This window comes from Muribacter muris (assembly GCF_001038205.1).
Lineage (GTDB): Bacteria > Pseudomonadota > Gammaproteobacteria > Enterobacterales > Pasteurellaceae > Muribacter > Muribacter muris.
Genome location: NZ_JWIZ01000038.1, coordinates 1 through 13,449, shown reverse-complemented (window position 1 = coordinate 13,449; position 13,449 = coordinate 1). Strand labels below are relative to the sequence as shown.

The 13,449-nt window shown below is 47.3% G+C and carries 12 protein-coding genes; 3 read left to right on the top strand and 9 right to left on the bottom strand.

Features of this window, described 5'->3' with window-relative positions; translation table 11 throughout:
• Nucleotides 1-31: 31 nt before the first annotated feature.
• From RO21_RS06810 to purH, 9 genes are all read right to left on the bottom strand, one after another.
• On the bottom strand, nt 32-613 hold the full coding sequence (locus RO21_RS06810) for a fused DSP-PTPase phosphatase/NAD kinase-like protein (protein WP_047977050.1): 582 nt from the start codon (nt 611-613) through the stop codon (nt 32-34).
• Nucleotides 614-813: 200 nt separating this feature from the next.
• Nucleotides 814-1,011 (bottom strand): heme exporter protein CcmD, encoded by a 198-nt coding sequence (gene ccmD / locus RO21_RS06805; protein WP_047977049.1) that lies wholly within the window; start codon nt 1,009-1,011, stop codon nt 814-816.
• Between the two features lie 2 nt (nt 1,012-1,013).
• The gene (locus tag RO21_RS06800; RefSeq protein ID WP_047977048.1) at nt 1,014-1,757 is read right to left on the bottom strand and encodes a heme ABC transporter permease; all 744 of its coding nucleotides are present in this window, start codon (nt 1,755-1,757) and stop codon (nt 1,014-1,016) included.
• A gap of 47 nt (nt 1,758-1,804) precedes the next feature.
• The gene (gene ccmB, locus RO21_RS06795; RefSeq protein ID WP_047977047.1) at nt 1,805-2,467 is read right to left on the bottom strand and encodes a heme exporter protein CcmB; all 663 of its coding nucleotides are present in this window, start codon (nt 2,465-2,467) and stop codon (nt 1,805-1,807) included.
• 2 nt (nt 2,468-2,469) lie between these two features.
• Nucleotides 2,470-3,096, bottom strand: coding sequence for a cytochrome c biogenesis heme-transporting ATPase CcmA (gene ccmA / locus RO21_RS06790; RefSeq protein WP_047977046.1), 627 nt, complete (start codon nt 3,094-3,096; stop codon nt 2,470-2,472).
• A gap of 1 nt (nt 3,097) precedes the next feature.
• Nucleotides 3,098-3,808, bottom strand: a complete 711-nt coding sequence (hda, locus tag RO21_RS06785; RefSeq protein WP_047977073.1) for a DnaA regulatory inactivator Hda — start codon at nt 3,806-3,808, stop codon at nt 3,098-3,100.
• Between the two features lie 90 nt (nt 3,809-3,898).
• Entirely contained in the window at nt 3,899-4,597 is a 699-nt protein-coding gene (pnuC, locus tag RO21_RS06780; protein ID WP_047977072.1) for a nicotinamide riboside transporter PnuC, read from the bottom strand.
• A 108-nt stretch (nt 4,598-4,705) separates the two neighbouring features.
• Nucleotides 4,706-6,199 (bottom strand): PTS transporter subunit EIIC, encoded by a 1,494-nt coding sequence (locus RO21_RS06775; RefSeq protein WP_047977045.1) that lies wholly within the window; start codon nt 6,197-6,199, stop codon nt 4,706-4,708.
• 116 nt (nt 6,200-6,315) lie between these two features.
• On the bottom strand, nt 6,316-7,914 hold the full coding sequence (gene purH / locus RO21_RS06770) for a bifunctional phosphoribosylaminoimidazolecarboxamide formyltransferase/IMP cyclohydrolase (RefSeq protein WP_047977044.1): 1,599 nt from the start codon (nt 7,912-7,914) through the stop codon (nt 6,316-6,318).
• A 204-nt stretch (nt 7,915-8,118) separates the two neighbouring features.
• Between purH and RO21_RS06765 the strand changes: the two genes are divergently transcribed.
• Genes RO21_RS06765 through RO21_RS06755 form a run of 3 tightly spaced genes read left to right on the top strand, consistent with a single transcriptional unit; the run spans nt 8,119 to nt 13,021 of the window.
• Nucleotides 8,119-8,697: a TetR/AcrR family transcriptional regulator gene (locus RO21_RS06765; protein ID WP_047977043.1), complete on the top strand. Its 579-nt coding sequence runs from the start codon at nt 8,119-8,121 to the stop codon at nt 8,695-8,697.
• A 20-nt stretch (nt 8,698-8,717) separates the two neighbouring features.
• Nucleotides 8,718-9,923, top strand: a complete 1,206-nt coding sequence (locus tag RO21_RS06760; protein ID WP_047977042.1) for an efflux RND transporter periplasmic adaptor subunit — start codon at nt 8,718-8,720, stop codon at nt 9,921-9,923.
• Between the two features lie 11 nt (nt 9,924-9,934).
• The gene (locus RO21_RS06755) at nt 9,935-13,021 is read left to right on the top strand and encodes an efflux RND transporter permease subunit (RefSeq protein ID WP_047977041.1); all 3,087 of its coding nucleotides are present in this window, start codon (nt 9,935-9,937) and stop codon (nt 13,019-13,021) included.
• Nucleotides 13,022-13,449 lie beyond the last annotated feature (428 nt).

Below are 13,449 nucleotides of genomic sequence, written 5' to 3'. Positions count from 1 at the left end.
AGTTTTTTAACCTGAATTTGCACTTGCACGATTAATTGGCTCGCAGCCGTGCCAATTCCTGTTTGATTTGCTGCACATTGTCTGCACTAAAGAGCCGCTCAATATTTTTCCAAATCGAATGAAAGCCATAATCGCCCTCAAGCATTTCCCGCTTGGCTTCCTCAATAGACCAGTTTTGGTAAATCACCCGATACATTGCGGAAATTAAGCCGGTTCTGTCCGCGCCGTGATAACAGTGAACCAACACGCCGCCCCTTTGCTGTGCTTGTTCAATCTGCCATAGTACGCCTGCTACCTCGCTCGGTGTAATGTGCCACGTCAAAAGTGGCGTATTGATTAAGGTGAGATCTTGATTGCCAAAGGCGTGTTTATCATCATTGCGATCAAAAAAACGGAGGTTTATCAGGGTGCGAATCCCCTGTTGCTTGAGTAGCGGATAATCCGTTGCCTGTAATTGCTCGCTGCGAAACAGACGCTGATCAAGGCGGTATAGATTACTCGCTTTGTTGATGACCGTTGCCCAATGGGGCGGGCGTTCAACGGGATTGGATATTGGCGTTTGACAAGCTGCCAACGGCAGAAGTAACGCTAAAACAGTCAAGCTATGCCGCATTTCTACTCCTTTTAACCGCAACAAGCGGTCGATTTGTGCCGATTTTTTGCGATTGAGAGATCGCCGGCGATTTTTCATCTAAAATATCGGACACTAAAAGCGTCCATCAATAAAACGCTATCAATCAGTCATTGAGCCTATATCGCTAACCGTAATGCCGTTTTGGCAAAAAATAGCCTTCAACCGAGCGCTTGTCTATTTTATTGTGATGTTTTGTTAAGCTGCGCTTCCCGCATTTGGGCTTTTTTGGTTTGGCGGAGTGTTTGGCGGATTTCCCGTTTGCTTTGCCAAATCAGCAAGCCTACGGTTGCAAAGCTGATGGCGTAAGATAACCAAACATAGAAACCGTAGCCGCCCATTGCGAAAAAGTCGGCGATTGAATCAAATTGGAACGTCATTATTACTCCTTAAAATGTGCGGCTAAGGCTTGTACCCACGGGCGTTTACGCTCATCGTGCAGTAAGGCGCTACGGTAACGTAAAATGCTAAACCAAATCATAAACACCATTGAGCCGAAGATGGCAAGCAGTAGCGGAATTAACATTTCCACCGCCATTGAGGGTTTATCAAATTTGGTAATCGTTGCCCCTTGGTGCAGAGTGTTCCACCACTCTACCGAAAAATGAATAATCGGCAGGTTAATCACGCCCACAATAGATAAAATACCCGCGGCTTTCGCACCAATGCTGCGGTCTTGAAACGCAGAATAAAGTGCCATTACGCCAAGATATAAAAAGAACAGCACTAACGCTGAGGTTAAGCGGGCGTCCCATATCCACCAAGTGCCCCACATCGGTTTACCCCACACCGCACCGGTAACTAACGAAATAAACGCAAACACTGCCCCAATCGGTGCCATTGAGATCATCGCCAGACTAGCTTGGCGGATCTGCCACACTAATGCCACCAACGCGGCGACAGCCATTGAGCCGTAAACGCCCATTGACCAAATCGCAGCCGGCACGTGAATAAAAATAATCCGGTAGCTATCGCCCTGTTGGTAATCCTTCGGCGCAAATGCCAAGCCCCACACAAATGCGGTTGCCAATATCAACAAGCTCAATCCGCCCAGCCAAGGTTGGATTTTGCCTAATAATCGGTATTGGGTTTCCGATTTTGCATAGGGGTGTAACCACTTCCACATAAAAAATCCTCATTATTGGTAAAATTTTGCCGATAACTCACCGCGTGTTACTGCAAGCTAATGCGTAATGCCCCCGCAATCGCAAAGGGCGAAAAAGTCAGAGCCAGCACTAACATTGCACCTAAAATCGCTAGTTGTCCGTGATAGCCTAAATTCAAGGTAGCGGCTTCTAATACGGCGGCAGCGAAAATCAATACCGGCAGGAAAAGCGGCAAAATTAACAGGCTTAATAACGTGCCGCCTTTGCGTAACCCGACCGTTAATGCTACGCCAATCGCGCCTAAACAACTTAAAATCGGCGTGCCGAGTAACAGGGTCAGCACCAGTGCAAACCAGACTTTAACGTCCAATGATAATAAGATCGCGGCAATCGGTGAGAGCAAAATCAGCGGCAAACCGGTTAAAAGCCAATGGGCGATCACCTTCGCTAATGCGACTTGGGCTAAGCCGGTCGGCAGCAACATCAGTTGTTCGAGCGAGCCGTCCGCATAATCATCTCGGAACAGCCGTTCAAACGAGAGCAAAGCGGACAGCACCGCCGCCACCCACGCTGTCCCTGCGGCAATTTTAGCTAATAATTCGGGGTTCGGGCCCATTAAGAGTGGAAACATTGTGATAACGATCAAAAAAAACCACAGAGGGTTCAAAATCTCGGCAGGTTTACGGAAAGCAATGGTCAGCTCACGCTGAATAATGGTGATAAGTGTCATTGTTATACTTTAAATTGATCCAGAGATAGCGTCTGCAATTTGGCACTGTCGGCTTTTTGGTGGCTGGTAAAAATCGCTATGCCGCCCCGCTCGCAGTGCTGTTCGATATGCTCGATTAACTCGCTCACACCCTTTTTATCAATGGCAGTGAAAGGCTCGTCCAAAATCCAAAGGGTTGCTTCAGTCAGCCATAACTTTGCCAACGCCACCCGCCGTTGCTGACCGGCAGATAAATGGGAGCAGGGCAAATCTTCCCGCCCGATGAGCGAGACTTTATTCAATGCGTGCCAAAGGCGATCATCGCTTAACGGCAAACCTTGCATTTTTTGATAAAAGCGGAGATTTTCCCAAGCGGTCAGTTCCGGCTTAATACCTGCAAAATGCCCGAGATAAAAGAGCGAGGCATAATATTGTTCCCGCTGTTTTTGGATCGGCACGTCATTCCAGCGCACCTCCCCCTCTGCCGCCACCGCCAAGCCCGCCAAAATACGCAATAAACTGGTTTTGCCGATGCCGTTATGTCCTTCAATTTGCCACCATTGCCCGCTTGAAACGGTCAGATGACAGCCTTCAAATAATCGGGTTTCGCCCCGTTCACACGCAAGATTGACTAAGCTGAGTTGATCCATTTTATCGCCCTAAAATCGCTTTGACGAAAGGTAAGGTTAATTTCCGCTGCGCCTGTAACGAGGCGCGATCCAATAAGTCCAGTTGGGTGGTGAGCCGGTGCAAATCCCGCCCAATGTGCTTTAACAGGTAATTTGCCACCTCGTCAGACAGCTCCAACCCCTTATTATGCGCATTGCGTTGCAAAATCGTGCGTTTTTGCTCATCGTTCAAATCGCCCAAACGATAGACTTCGCCCCACGTCAGCCGAGAACGTAAATCCGGTAATTTGATATTCAATCGGTTAGGCGGCTGATCGGCACTGATTAACAATAGCGTTTTTCGCCCTTGATTGAATAAACTCTGTTGCTCTCGGATTTGGTTAAACAGATCGAAAATCGCCAGTTCCCACGCCTCATCGCCCGCCACCAGTTGCAGATCGTCCAAACAGACCACATCGAGCTGATCGGCATTGTCCAATACCCCCGGTGAAAAATAGTGGGATTTTTCCAGCGGAATATAGCTGGCAGAGAGGGAATTGAGCAGATAGTGATTATTGACCGCCTTGAGCAAATGGCTTTTTCCGCTACTTTTGCCTCCCCAAATATAGAAAAACGGCTGATGTACATCATTAAAATTTTGACGTAACGAATCCAACAGCAGCAAGCTATTTTCGGCATAGAAGTTATCAAAAGTGTCATCATCAATTTGATGAATCGGCAGCGGTAGTTGCAAAACGGAATAATAGGTTGAAAAAATTGTGTCAAGGATAACGGAAAACACAAAGGTTGAGAACCCTCAACCTTTGATTTATCGGTGAAAAAGCTATTTTTGCAACTTCGTCCAGTTGTAATAGCCGTAGATCGCATTGAGCAAATAGGCACCATACATCACGTACATTGACGGATTTTCCGCCCATAATTTGATCGCCAAAATATTCAATACAATCCACAAAATCCACTGTTCACGATAACGCAGCAACATCAAAACTTGGGCAGCAACCACAATAATGGTGGTTAAACCGTCTAATAATGTCGAACTGCCGCCCGCTGCCTTTAATGCCTGCGCAAGCAGTAGCGTGCCGATGGCGATAAACGCTACCAAGCCTAACCAGCCTTTAACACTCAAGGATTTGGTGATGACCGCTTCACTGCTTTTATCCTGCTGCATATTTTGTTTCCACAAAAAATAGCCGATAAATTGTGCCGGAATATAGACATAAAGCGTGGTATTCATTTCGCCCAGATAGTTCGCCCCAAGGGAAACGTAAAAATAGCTATACGCAAAAATCAGCCCGAAGACATAATTACTGATCTTACCTTTACCAATAAATACGTTACAGATGATCCCCGAAATACCGGCAATCATCGCCAATACGGAATCGGGATAGAAATAATAGACGACAATTTGTGCAGCGATAAACAGTAATAACCACACAACTTCAAAAGGTTGCCAACCCCCAAAGAATTCTTGTTTAATTTGACTGATGATGACATCTTTATGGCTAAGTGAATGGGATTGCAACTGGCTCAACACGCACCTCCGATTTATGTAGCGTATAAATATTCGATTGATGGGTATTTATACGCCACTTTATTGGAATGTCAAGAAGAGAAAGCGTTAGGCTTTCGCTTAATCTTCCCGTCCTAAAATTTGGTTAATTTCGCTTTTATACAAGACCGCTTTTGCCCCAAAAATCGCCTGAATACCGCCGCCGACTTCTAAGACATCAATCGCGCCTAACGCTTTCAAAGCGGCTTTATCCACCGGTTTGACCGATTTCACCGCTACCCGCAAGCGGGTGATACAGGCATCAACATTTTCAATGTTCTCCGCATTGCCTAGTGCCACAATGATCGCTTTTGCATTTTCGGTCAAAGATGTTACCGCTTGCGTGTGTGCATCTTCCTGCTCCGCCGCTCTGCCCGGTGTCATCACGTTGAATTTTTGGATTAAGAAACGGAAACTGAAATAGTAGAGCAACGCCCACGGCAAGCCGATAATAATGACCCGCACCCAGTTGGTGTTATCATTGCCTTGCAAAATACCGAACAGTAAGAAATCAATAAAACCGCCCGAAAACGTATTGCCGATGGTGATGTTAAACAGATCGGCAAGGTAGAACGACACACCGTCTAACACCGCGTGGAACACATAAAGCCACGGGGCGACAAACAGGAACATAAATTCGATCGGCTCGGTAATACCGGTGATAAACGAGGTCAATGCTGCCCCTAAAAATAAGCCGCCGACCTTCGCCCGTTGTGATTTCAACGCACAATGATACATCGCCAAACAGGCTGCCGGTAAGCCGAACATCATTGTGTCAAAACGTCCGGCAAAAAAGCGTGTTCCCTCGGTAAACAGACCTTGATGCTGCGGGTCAGCCAATTGGGCAAAAAAGATTTTTTGTGCGCCGATAACTGTTTCACCGTTCACCACTTCCGTACCGCCTAATTCCGTAAACCAGAACAGCGGGTAGATCATATGGTGTAAGCCGACCGCGCCGCTTAACCGCATTAAAAAGCCGTAAAAGAATGTCCCGATTTCCCCCATTGAGGCAATCGCCTGTCCCGCAGAAAGCAGCCACTGTTGGAAGGTCGGCCAAATTAAGAAGAAAATGCTGCCAACCAAAATTGCCGCAAATGCGGTAACAATCGGCACAAAGCGTGAACCGCCAAAGAAACCTAAAATTTGTGGTAGCTGAATATTATGATAACGGTTGTGTAATTTCACCGTGATCAGCCCCATCACCAACGCACCGATCACGCCCGTGTCAATACCTTTGGTTTGAGGTGAAAAAATCGGAATGAGTGCGGCAATCGTGCCGGTCATAATCAAGTAGCCGACCACCGCCGCCAACGCTGCTACGCCTTTATCCCGCTTTGCCAGCCCGATGCCCAAGCCGATACACAATAGCAGTGCTAAATTCGCAAATACGACACTGCCCGCCGCCGACATAATTTGAAAAATGCCTTGTATGGTCGGGTGATTGAGCAGCGGATAGGCTTGCACGGTCGCTTGGTTGGATAATGCACCGCCAATGCCCAATAATAAGCCGGCGGCAGGTAAGATAGCAATCGGCAGCATAAATGCTTTACCGACTTGTTGCAGTTGTTTGAACACAAGTTCCTCCTAAGATTTTGATAAAAAATTCTGTTTTGTACGCGGTCGTTTCCCGACTCTTTTTTGCAAATAACAAAGCCACCCACAAAGGTGGTGTGGCTTTATTTTAAATACGTTTAGTGGCGGAAATGACGCATTCCGGTCAGCACCATTGCCATACCGTGTTCGTTCGCCGCATCAATCACTTCTTGATCACGCATTGAACCGCCCGGATGAATCACGCAAGTAATCCCCACTTTTGCCGCCGCATCAATACCGTCTCGGAATGGGAAGAACGCATCGGACGCCATTACGCAACCGGCAACTTGTAATCCTTCGTCTTCCGCTTTGATGCCCGCAATTTTCGCCGAATAGACACGGCTCATCTGCCCTGCGCCAATGCCGATGGTCTGTTTATTTTTCGCATACACAATCGCATTGGATTTCACATATTTCGCCACTTTCCAGCAGAACAGTAAATCCTCCATTTCCGCTTGGCTCGGTTTACGTTCTGAAACACATTGCAAACCGTCAATCTCCACACTGCCTTGATCGGCATCTTGCACCAATAAACCGCCGTTTACCCGTTTAAAATCAAGGCGTGGCTGCGCCGGGCTAAATTCACCGCACTCCAGCACACGCACATTTTTCTTCTTCGCAAGCACCGTTTTTGCGTCATCGGATACGGTTGGTGCAATAATTACTTCCACAAATTGACGATCGGCGATGGTTTGGGCGGTTGCGCCGTCTAGTTCCCGGTTAAACGCAATAATACCGCCGAATGCTGAGGTTGGGTCAGTTTGGTAGGCACGATCATACGCCTCTAAAATATCCTTACCAAGTGCCACACCGCACGGATTTGCGTGTTTTACAATCACACACGCCGGCTCGTCAAATTCTTTCACACATTCCAATGCCGCATCGGTATCCGCAATGTTGTTGTAAGACAAGGCTTTGCCCTGTAATTGCACTGCAGTCGCAACCGAGGCTTCATTCAGATCATTTTCCACATAGAACGCGGCATTTTGGTGGCTGTTTTCGCCGTAACGCATTGTCTGTTTACGGGTGAAATTCAAATTGAGGGTGCGAGGGAATTGCCCGCACGGTTGGGCGAGATCCTCTTCCTCCGCCCCTTGATAAGGCGGCACTTTTTGCCCGAAATAGTTGGCGATCATTGAATCGTACTGCGCCGTATGTTCAAAGGCTTTGATCGCTAAATTAAAACGGGTTGCCAATGTCAGTGAATTTTGATGTTGATCCATTTCACGCAAAATCGCATCAAAATCGCAGTTATTGACGACAATCGCCACATCTTTATGATTTTTCGCTGCCGAACGCACCATTGTCGGCCCGCCAATATCAATGTTTTCTACCGCATCTTCAAGGGTACAGTTCGGTTTCGCCACAGTTTGTGCAAAAGGATAGAGATTAACCACCACCATATCAATACGCTCAATGCCGTGTTGCTGCATAATCGCATCGTCTGTGCCACGGCGACCTAAAATCCCGCCGTGTACTTTCGGGTGTAATGTTTTCACCCGCCCGTCCATCATTTCAGGAAAACCGGTGTAATCGGACACTTCCGTTACGGCTAACCCGCTGTCTGCCAATAATTTCGCAGTACCGCCGGTGGAGAGTAATTTTACGCCTCGCTTTGCTAAGCCTTGTGCAAATTCGACAATGCCCGTTTTATCGGACACACTGAGTAACGCCTGTTGAATTGGACGGTCGGTCATTCTGTTTCCTTAGTAAGATAGATTGAAATAAACATTGCAAATTATACCGCAAACGTTTGCGTAAATTCAATGCGGGCAAGCGGGCGGTTTGGCGCAAAAATCTGCAAAAAAGAGGCAGCGTAATTTACAAAAATTTTACGCTTAGCACTTTGGTAAATAATCGGAAAATCAGTAAAATGAACGACCGTTCATTTAGGGGGATTTATGCAAAAACAACCTGTTTTAAATGAAGTGGCACGCCACATTCTTTCCAGTACCGAATTGCTAATGGCAAGAGACGGCTTGCAAAATTTATCGATGCACAAAATTGCTAAAGAGGCGGGCTTAGCCTCCGGCACGCTCTATCTTTATTTCAAAAATAAAGATGATCTGCTCAACCGGCTTGCCTACGATCTATACGAGCGTTTTTGTTCAACCGCTTATACCTGCTTGGATTTGACGCTACCGCTACAAGAGCAGTACGCTCAACTTTGGCAGTGTAAGTGGGCATTTTTGCAGGATAACCCAACGGTGGCGGTCAATTTGTACCAATATCGTGCGTTATCCGGTTTGCAACAAATTATCGGCGAATGTTTTAACGATCCTCAGGAAACGTGGAACTTATTCGTTAAACGTGGGCAAGATGCGGGCGTGATCGCCCAATTACCGAGCGAAGTGCTGTTTTCACTTAGTCTAGGGGTCGCTTTGGATCTCGCTCACTTACAAGCGGTTGGATTGGCGCAGTTTTCTGCCAAAACGTTGGAAGACGTGATGCACCATACTTGGAAAGCAATGACATTTTAAACTAATTTTAGGGAGAAAATATGACAACGAAAAGCCAAAAACCCGGTGTCGGGCGGAAGATTTTCATTGTGCTTATGTTAATTATCGTCCTTGTCGTATTTGGCGGGGTGGTTTTTATGCAACAATTTATTGCAAAGAAAAAGGCAGAATTTGCCCAAAATATGCCGGAGTCCGTCAGTCAAGTAACGGCGATGAAGGTACAACCGCAGGAATGGACACCAATGCTCTCCGCCGTGGGTTCTATCCGCCCAAATCAAGGGGCAATGCTTAGCTCGCAAATCGGCGGCACAGTCAGCCGTGTGCTGGTGAAATCGGGTGAGCGTGTCGAAAAAGGGCAGCTATTAGTGGAATTAGACAGCTCGGTCGAACGCGCCAGCTTGCGGGCCACCGAAGCCCAATTACCTTCGGTGCGTGCCACTTTGCAACGCTATCGTAATTTGATTGCCAGCAAAAGTGCTTCGCAAATGGAGTTGGATAATGCACAAGCCGCCTACGATCAGTTAGTCGCCAATATTGAGTCTTTAAAAGAGTCGATTAAACGCCGTCAAATCTATGCGCCCTTTAGTGGTGTGGCGGGGATCGTCAATGTAAATGTCGGGCAATATATCAATGTCGGCACGGACATTGTCCGGGTGGAAGATCAAAGCATAATGAAAATCCGCTTTACCTTGCCGCAAACGGATTTAGAGCATATTTTTGTCGGCCAAAAAGTAACGGCGCAAGTCGATGCGCTGGCAGGACAAACCTTTCCAGCAAAAATCAGCGCGATTGAACCGGCGGTGGATCGTGCTACCGGCTTAATCAATTTAGAAGCGATTGTCGAAGAAGGGCAACAAAAACTGCTCTCTGGTATGTTCGCTCGTTTAAATGTGGCATTAACGACCGAGAAAAACCAGATTATCGTGCCGCAAATTGCCGTTACCTACACAATGTACGGCGAAACGGTGTACGTTTTACAACCGCTATCCGATGAAGACAAAGCAATGGTAACCAAAATGGCGGAACAAAACCCAAGCCTTGATGTGAATAAAATGTTCCGAGCCAAGCAAGTAGAAGTAAAAACCCTCGATCGCAGCGGTATCTATGCGCAATTAGGCAAAGGGGTAAAGATCGGCGATTTAATTGTTACCGGCGGTTTGCAGCGTTTAACCAATAATGCGTTAGTCAGCCTCTCCGATCAAGAGGCAGTCGGCGTTACCGCTCCGGCAAACGTGAATAAATTATAATGAGGTAAGCCGTGAAATTTACCGATATTTTTATTAAACGACCGGTGTTGGCGATTTGTATCAGCCTATTGATTACCATTTTAGGCTTACAATCGATCAACAAATTGCAGGTGCGTGAGTATCCGGAAATGACCGTATCCATTGTAACGGTCAGTGTCAATTATTCCGGTGCGGATGCCAGCCTGATGCAAGCACTCGTTACCTCCCAACTGGAAGAAGCGGTCGCTCAAGCCAATAATATTGACTATATGACCTCTTCCAGCTCGCCGAGTACCACCACCGTTACGGCGAAGATGAAATTAAATACCGATCCGAATACTGCACTTGCCGATATTTCGGCAAAAGTGAATGCGGTACGTTCTAATTTGCCGAGCGGGATTGACGATCCGACCATCAGCGTTTCGACCGGTTCAAACGATGCGTTAATGTATATCCGCTTCGTTTCCGATGAGCTGAACGCCTCACAGGTAACCGATTATCTTAACCGTGTAGTGAAGCCGCAATTTTTCACCGTAAACGGCGTATCCAGCGTGGATATTTTCGGCGGCGCAACCTTCGGCTTACGCATTTGGCTTGACCCCGACAAAATGGCGGCGAATAACCTGTCCGGTGCAAGTGTGTTAGCGGCATTGAGTGCCAATAACTTACAAACGGCGGCGGGCAATGCCAACGGCTACTACACGGTTTACCGTAACAAAGTCCAATCGACCACGCCGTCTGTCTCCGAACTGGAAAATGTAACGCTTGCTACAACGGCAGAGGGCAATCAAATCAAGCTCAAAGACGTTGCAACAGTAGAACTGGATAAATCCAGCGATGCCGCCCGTGCGACCGCAGACGGCAAAGAAGCGGTGGTATTAGCCGTCTCTGCCGCTTCCACCGCTAACTCACTGACGGTTGCCAAAGACATTTACCCGATGTTTGCACAGGTCGTCAAAAACCTGCCCGAATCTATTGACGGGCAGATTATGTACGATAAAACCATTGCCATTAACAGCTCGATCAACGAAGTAGTCAAAACTATCGGCGAAGCGACGTTAATCGTGTTAGTGGTGATTATCCTGTTCTTAGGCTCACTACGGGCGATGATCGTACCGGTTATTACAATTCCGATTTCCTTAATCGGCGTCCTCTTTATTCTACAAATGATGGGCTTTTCGATTAACCTATTAACGTTATTAGCCCTGATTTTAGCGATCGGTTTGGTTGTGGACGATGCCATTGTGGTGCTAGAGAATGTCGAACGCCACGTTAAAGAGGGCAAAAGCCCGTTCGATGCCGCTATTATCGGCACACGGGAAATCGCCGTGCCGGTTATTTCGATGACAATCACCCTTGGGGCAGTTTACTCGCCAATGGCGTTGATGGAGGGCGTAACCGGCTCATTGTTCAAAGAATTTGCCTTAACCTTAGCCGGTGCGGTCTTTATTTCGGGGATTGCGGCTTTAACGCTCTCGCCGATGATGTCCAGCCGTGTTTTAAAAGCCCACAATGGCGACGAAGAAGGGCGTTTCGCTAAATGTATCAACGCAATGTTAGACAAAATGACAAGCTGCTACACCAATATGCTGGCAGCGGTGATGTCTGTGCGTTGGGTAATGTTCGGCTTTGCAGTGCTGATTTTTATCAGCCTACCGTTCTTATTCAAATCGCTCTCCAGCGAAGTTGCCCCAACGGAAGACCGCGGCTTCGTGGTCGGTATCGCCAACGGGCCGTCCAATACCAATTTGGATTACACCCAAGCAGCAATCAAACCATTTGAAGAAAGCGTGCAGAAAATCCCTGAAGTCGATGCGATGATGACAATCGCAGGCTTCAACGGCGGAAACAGTGCGTTATCCATTATTTCCTTAAAAGACTGGAATGAACGTAGCCGTGAACGTGCCGCTATTTCCAACGACGTTGCCACAGCCGGTAAAAGTGTGGTCGGAATGGATATTAACGCCATTGCGTTCCCTGAAATTTCAACCGGTGAAAACGGCTTACCGTTCTCACTGGTGCTAACCAGCTCGGACAGCTACGAAAAATTAGCTGATGTCGCCAGCGACTTCCTCAAAAAAGCGCAAGCCTCCGGTCAATTTTTCTTCTCAAGCCTCGACCTCAAGTTCGATACGGCAACAATGAGTATGAAATTTGATCGTGAAAAAATGGGTAGCTACGGCATCACAATGCAGCAGGTCAGCAGCACATTAGGTGCATTCCTATCTGGTGCGATTATTACCCGTGTGGATATTGACTCCCGGGCTTATCCGATTGTCTCGCAAGCGGTGCGTAACGACCGGCTAAATCCGGAAGATTTGATGAAATATTATGTTACCACCGCCAGTGGTGCGTCCATTCCGCTCGGTTCATTCACAACGATGGAACTGACTACCCAGCCGTCCAGCTTACCGAGAATGAACCAGCTCAACTCGGCAACGATTGCCGGAGTTGTGGCAGGCTCAATCGGCGATGCGGTAAACTGGGCGAAAGCCGAGCTTGATCGCACCCTGCCGAAAGGCTATCAATACGATTTCCGTGCTGAAGCCCGCCAATATGTGCAGGAAGGTAACGCAATGGCGATGACCTTCGCACTGGCAGTTGTCATTATTTACCTAGTGTTAGCAATTCAGTTTGAATCTTGGCGTGATCCAATGGTGATTTTAGTCTCCGTACCACTTGCGGTAAGCGGTGCATTATTAGTAATGAACATTCTCGGCATCGCCAAAATCGCTGGCTCGACCTTAAATATCTATTCACAAGTCGGATTAGTTACCCTGGTCGGCTTAATCACCAAACACGGTATTTTAATGTGTGAAGTGGCGAAAGAGGAACAGCTCAATCACGGTAAATCCCGCTTTGAAGCGATTGTACACGCAGCAACCATTCGCCTACGCCCGATTATGATGACAACGGCAGCGATGATCGCAGGTCTTATCCCATTACTGTTCGCCTCAGGCGCAGGGGCAATCGCCCGTTTTAGCATCGGAATGGTAATTGTAGCCGGATTGGGCATTGGCACGCTCTTTACGCTGTTTGTATTACCGGTTATCTACACCTTCCTTGGCAGCCAACACAAACCGCTCCCGGAATTTGACGAAACCAAATACAGCCATTAAGCCAACTAAAGGGCGAGTAACTCGCCCTATCCATTCAACAAGCGGTCAGTTCAGACCGCTTTTTTTGCAACATTACAATATTATGTAGCAGTTGCACAAAGTTGTTTTTTGTTCGCTTGTCGGGACACACTGCATGTGTCCGGATTTTAACCTATTGAAATAATTTGATTTTTATAAAGGACACACGGAGTGTGTCCCTTGTATATCTACATTAAGTTATACTCCGCAACATAACCCGTTATCAGCATCTCGTTGCGTCCCTCGAAAGCACTTCGTCTTGTAGCTTAGAGAGCCGATAACATTCATCACAAAAACCGTACAGTTGCACGCATAGTACCCGAATACAAGGCAGGTTACGATGAACGAACACATTTACGGTGGTATAGATGTTGCCAAACGCCCTTTTGTTGTGGGATTAAGCGGTCGCA

What these genes read in the sequence shown, in the direction of transcription:
- purH (WP_047977044.1), bottom strand. Translation starts at nt 7,914, where the DNA reads ATGACCGACCGTCCAATTCAACAGGCGTTACTCAGTGTGTCCGATAAA.
- RO21_RS06760 (WP_047977042.1), top strand. Translation starts at nt 8,718, where the DNA reads ATGACAACGAAAAGCCAAAAACCCGGTGTCGGGCGGAAGATTTTCATT.
- RO21_RS06765 (WP_047977043.1), top strand. Translation starts at nt 8,119, where the DNA reads ATGCAAAAACAACCTGTTTTAAATGAAGTGGCACGCCACATTCTTTCC.
- RO21_RS06800 (WP_047977048.1), bottom strand. Translation starts at nt 1,757, where the DNA reads ATGTGGAAGTGGTTACACCCCTATGCAAAATCGGAAACCCAATACCGA.
- RO21_RS06810 (WP_047977050.1), bottom strand. Translation starts at nt 613, where the DNA reads ATGCGGCATAGCTTGACTGTTTTAGCGTTACTTCTGCCGTTGGCAGCT.
- ccmD (WP_047977049.1), bottom strand. Translation starts at nt 1,011, where the DNA reads ATGACGTTCCAATTTGATTCAATCGCCGACTTTTTCGCAATGGGCGGC.
- ccmA (WP_047977046.1), bottom strand. Translation starts at nt 3,096, where the DNA reads ATGGATCAACTCAGCTTAGTCAATCTTGCGTGTGAACGGGGCGAAACC.
- ccmB (WP_047977047.1), bottom strand. Translation starts at nt 2,467, where the DNA reads ATGACACTTATCACCATTATTCAGCGTGAGCTGACCATTGCTTTCCGT.